The following is a 3,738-nucleotide window of genomic DNA, read 5'->3' on the forward strand; positions in this document are numbered from 1 at the left end:
CGGCCGCGGCGTTCCTGATCGCCGAACGAGCCGGCATCCCGGAACTGCTGTACTTCGCGACCCTGCTGGCGGCGCTCCTCGTCGCCGCGGCGATCGCCCTCCTGCTGACGCGCGGTGCGGGCGCGGTCACTCGCGTCATCTCCCCCGACGTTCCGGAGGTCGGTGGCACCGCGTCGGTGACCGTGCGAGCGGGGATGCGCAGCGCCCTGCCGAGCGGCCCCGGCCGGTGGTCCGATGCCCTCCCCCCGGGCCTCACGGGCCGCGCCGAGGGCAGCTCTCCGGCCACCGGTTCGGCACTGTCGGGCACCGGAGCCGCCGTGCAGGTGCGCTACGACGTGGTGGGAGTGACGCGTGGCATCCATGCTCTGGGGCCCCTCGAGGTGACGACCACCGATCCGTTCGGACTGCTGCGGCGACGCCTCGCGCTGGGGCGCACGACACCCGTGACCGTCGCGCCGGCCATCGTCGACCTCGCCCCGCTTCCCCGCGCCTCGGGTGAGGCCGGTGGTAGCCGGCAGACGACGACGCTGCAGCTGGGGCAGGGGTCCGACAACCTCGTCGCGCGTCCGTACGCCCCGGGCGACTCGATGCGCCGCATCCACTGGCGCGCGACCGCCCACCGCGACACCCTGATGGTGCGACAGGAGGAGCAGGAATCGAGCCCGGCGGCCACGGTGGTGCTCGACCGCGCGCTCTCACGATGGACACCGCTCGCAGCGAGCGCCCCGGGCGCCGATGAGGCCTTCGAGACGGCGGTGACGGCCTGCGTCTCGGTCATCGCGCGCCTCGTGCACGAGGGATACACCGTCGACGTCGTCGACAGTGACGGCAGTCTGCTGATCGATCCGGTCGAGGGCGGCGACGACGGAGAAGCGCGGGCAGCGTCCGCTGGTTTCGCCACCCTGCGCGCTCGCGCCGACGATCCCGCACGGCGCGTGGTGCCGGCATCCGCCGCCGCTCTCTCGGGCCCCGTCGTGGTGATCACGGGCGCGCTCGAACCCGACGACCGCACCGCACTGGGAGCCGTGGCCCACCACTCGGCGCTGCCGGTGCTGCTCGTGGTGGCCGAGCGGGCGGAGATCCAGAGCCTTCGGGCCGGAGGATGGAAGGCGGCCGTCCTGTGGCCCGGGGGCGACGTGGCTGCGGCGTGGGACGACGCGATGGAAGAGGGGTACGCCCGTGTCGACCGCTGACGTCACGGTGCTGCGCACCCCGCGGCGCCGGCGCGATGCGACGCTCCTGACCATCGGGCTGTTCGCCGCGATCGCGAGCGCCATGCTGCCGGTGTTCTCGGTCATCGCCCCGGGCCCGTGGGTCGCGGGGGCCGTGTTCGTCACGGCCGCCGTGCTCGGGGCGGGGCTGCTCGTCCGCGTCGGGCGACTGCCGGCGGTGCTCGCGAGCGTCGTCGAGGTCGCGGTGGGCATCGTGCTGCTGACGGCCATCTTCGGCCGCTCCACCGCCCTGCTCGGGGTCATCCCGACCCCGGCGACGTTCGCGTCGGTGCCCGATCTGCTGGCCGCGGCGGCAGAGGAGATCCGTATCGGTGTCGCGCCGGTGGACGCGCAGACGGGCCTGTCGTTCCTGCTGGTCGCCGCCATCGCCGGCCTCGCGGTGGTGCTCGACCACGTCGTCCTGACCGCACGGATGCCGCTGCTGGCCGGCGTCGGTCTCGTCGCAGTGTCGTTGATCCCCACGATCGCCATCCCCTCCGACATCGACATCGCGGGTTTCGTGCTGCTGGCGGCGGCGCTGCTGTTCCTGCTGCGCATCGACACGCGCGCCCAGGCGGCGACCGCGTCGTCTGCGCGTGCGGACTCCCCGCGCGTGCGGGGTGTCTCGGCGACCGCTCTGGGCGTCGCCGCCGTCGCCGTGATCGTCGCTGTCGTCGCCACCCCGCTCCTGCCCCAACCGGATCTGCGCTTCGCGACCGGGGGCAGCGGTGGCATCGGCACGACCATCAACCCCAACCTCGAGCTCGGCAACGACCTGCGTCAACCGCGCGAGGTCGAGGTGCTTTCCGTGCGCACGACGGCACCCACGGCCCCCTACCTCCGAGCGGTGACCCTCTCGCGCTTCGACGGCGCCGTGTGGCAACCCGACAGCTCCGACACCGTGCCCGTCACGGCCGAGGGCGCCGTGTTCGACCCGGTCACCGTCGCCGAGGGCGTCACCGTCGAGGACTACGACACCACGGTCACCGTCGATCAGCTCGACAGCCCGTGGCTGCCGGTGCCCTATCCCGCCTCCACCGTGACCGGACTCACCGGGGACTGGCTCGGGATGCCGCAGAACCGCACGGTCGTCACCCGCGCGGGGTCCACCCGTGAGCAGGTCTACGAGGTGCAGGCCGACGTACCCCGCCCGACACTCGAGCAGATCCGCTCGAGCGCGGTGGGAGGACCTGGTCTCGACCCGACGCTGACGTCGTTGCCGGACGACGTGCCCGCCGTCATCGGCGACACCGCGCGCGAGGTGACCGCGGGCGCGCAGTCGCCCTACGACCAACTGCTGGCACTGCAGACGTGGTTCCGCAGCAGCGAGTTCCGCTACTCGCTCGACGCCCCCGTCGAGTCGGGCTTCGACGGCGCGGGAGTGGATGCCGTCGCCGACTTCCTCGAGGTGCGCGCGGGCTACTGCGTGCATTACGCCTCCGCCTTCGCCGTGATGGCCCGCTCGCTCGGCATCCCCGCGCGCATCGTCATCGGCTACCTCCCGGGAACGGCGTCGACCACCGCGCAGCAGGGCGGCACCGAGTACACAGTGAGCTCCAGCCAGTTGCACGCGTGGCCCGAGGTGTCCTTCGAGGGCATCGGATGGGTGCCCTTCGAGCCCACCAACAGCCTCGGCGTGCCGACGAACTTCGCGTCGGGATCGGGTTCGGGCGGATCGGGAACGACCGACACCCCGGAGCAGAATGCCGCCTCCCCCGACGCGCAGCCCTCGACGGCGCCGTCGCAGGCGGGGCGCCCCGACCTGGGCGAGCAGGACGGCCCCGGCGTCTCCGCCGGACAACGGTCGTCGACGACGTGGGTCGCGCCGACCCTGATCGCCCTCGCGCTCGCACTGCTGGTGTTCGTGCCCTCGGTCGTGCGGGTGCTGCGGCGCCGTCGCCGGCTCACGGCCGCCGGTGCGGGCGATCCGGTCTCGGCGTGGCGGGCCCTGCAAGAGGAGGCGGTCGACCTCGGCATCCCGGCATCCGGAGCCGAGTCGCCCCGCGCTTTCGCTGCGCGTCTGACGAGCGATCACGGCGTCGACGCCGACGACGTCGGTCTGCTGCGTGCGGCGGTGGAACGCGTCAGCTACGCCGAGGACGCCGTGGACCCCGCGAGCGGACCCGCCCTGATCGCTGCGGTCGAGCGCATCCGCGTTCGTCTGCGGGCGGGTGCCTCACCGAGGCGGCGCCTGGTCGCGAGCCTGTTCCCGCGCTCGCTCGTCGTGCGCTCGGGTGCGGTCGAGGCGGAACGCGAGACCGTCGGCAGCTGAGGGCGCCGGACGCTCCCGGAAGAGGGGAAATCGGCATTCGGCACGGGCATCGGGGGAAAGACGATGAGCCCCACCCCCTGCGGGGTGAGGCTCATCGTGTGGCGGAAGTGACAGGATTTGAACCTGCGAGGCGAGTTACCCCGCCTACATGGATTCCAGCCATGCTCCTTAGGCCGCTCGGACACACTTCCAACAGGAGAGCTTACACGGCGACGGACCGCTCCCCCGCCGCGGCCGGGTCACGTCGGCCGGACC

Annotated in this window: 2 protein-coding genes and 1 tRNA gene; 2 read left to right on the plus strand and 1 reads right to left on the minus strand. The window is 73.0% G+C overall.

Annotation, left to right across the window (positions count from 1 at the left end; genetic code table 11):
* Together RWP81_RS15250 and RWP81_RS15255 are read left to right on the plus strand one after the other, a co-directional pair.
* On the plus strand, positions 1-1,193 hold a 1,193-nt coding region (locus RWP81_RS15250), incomplete at its 5' end, for a DUF58 domain-containing protein (RefSeq protein WP_314457518.1).
* Positions 1,180-3,483 (plus strand): DUF3488 and transglutaminase-like domain-containing protein, encoded by a 2,304-nt coding sequence (locus RWP81_RS15255; RefSeq protein WP_314457520.1) that lies wholly within the window; start codon positions 1,180-1,182, stop codon positions 3,481-3,483. The genes RWP81_RS15250 and RWP81_RS15255, both read left to right, overlap by 14 nt.
* A gap of 99 nt (positions 3,484-3,582) precedes the next feature.
* On the opposite strand, the gene RWP81_RS15260 is transcribed toward RWP81_RS15255, so the two are convergent.
* Positions 3,583-3,674: transfer RNA gene (locus tag RWP81_RS15260), tRNA-Ser, on the minus strand.
* Positions 3,675-3,738: the final 64 nt, after the last annotated feature.

This window comes from uncultured Microbacterium sp., assembly GCF_963521695.1.
GTDB lineage: Bacteria > Actinomycetota > Actinomycetes > Actinomycetales > Microbacteriaceae > Microbacterium.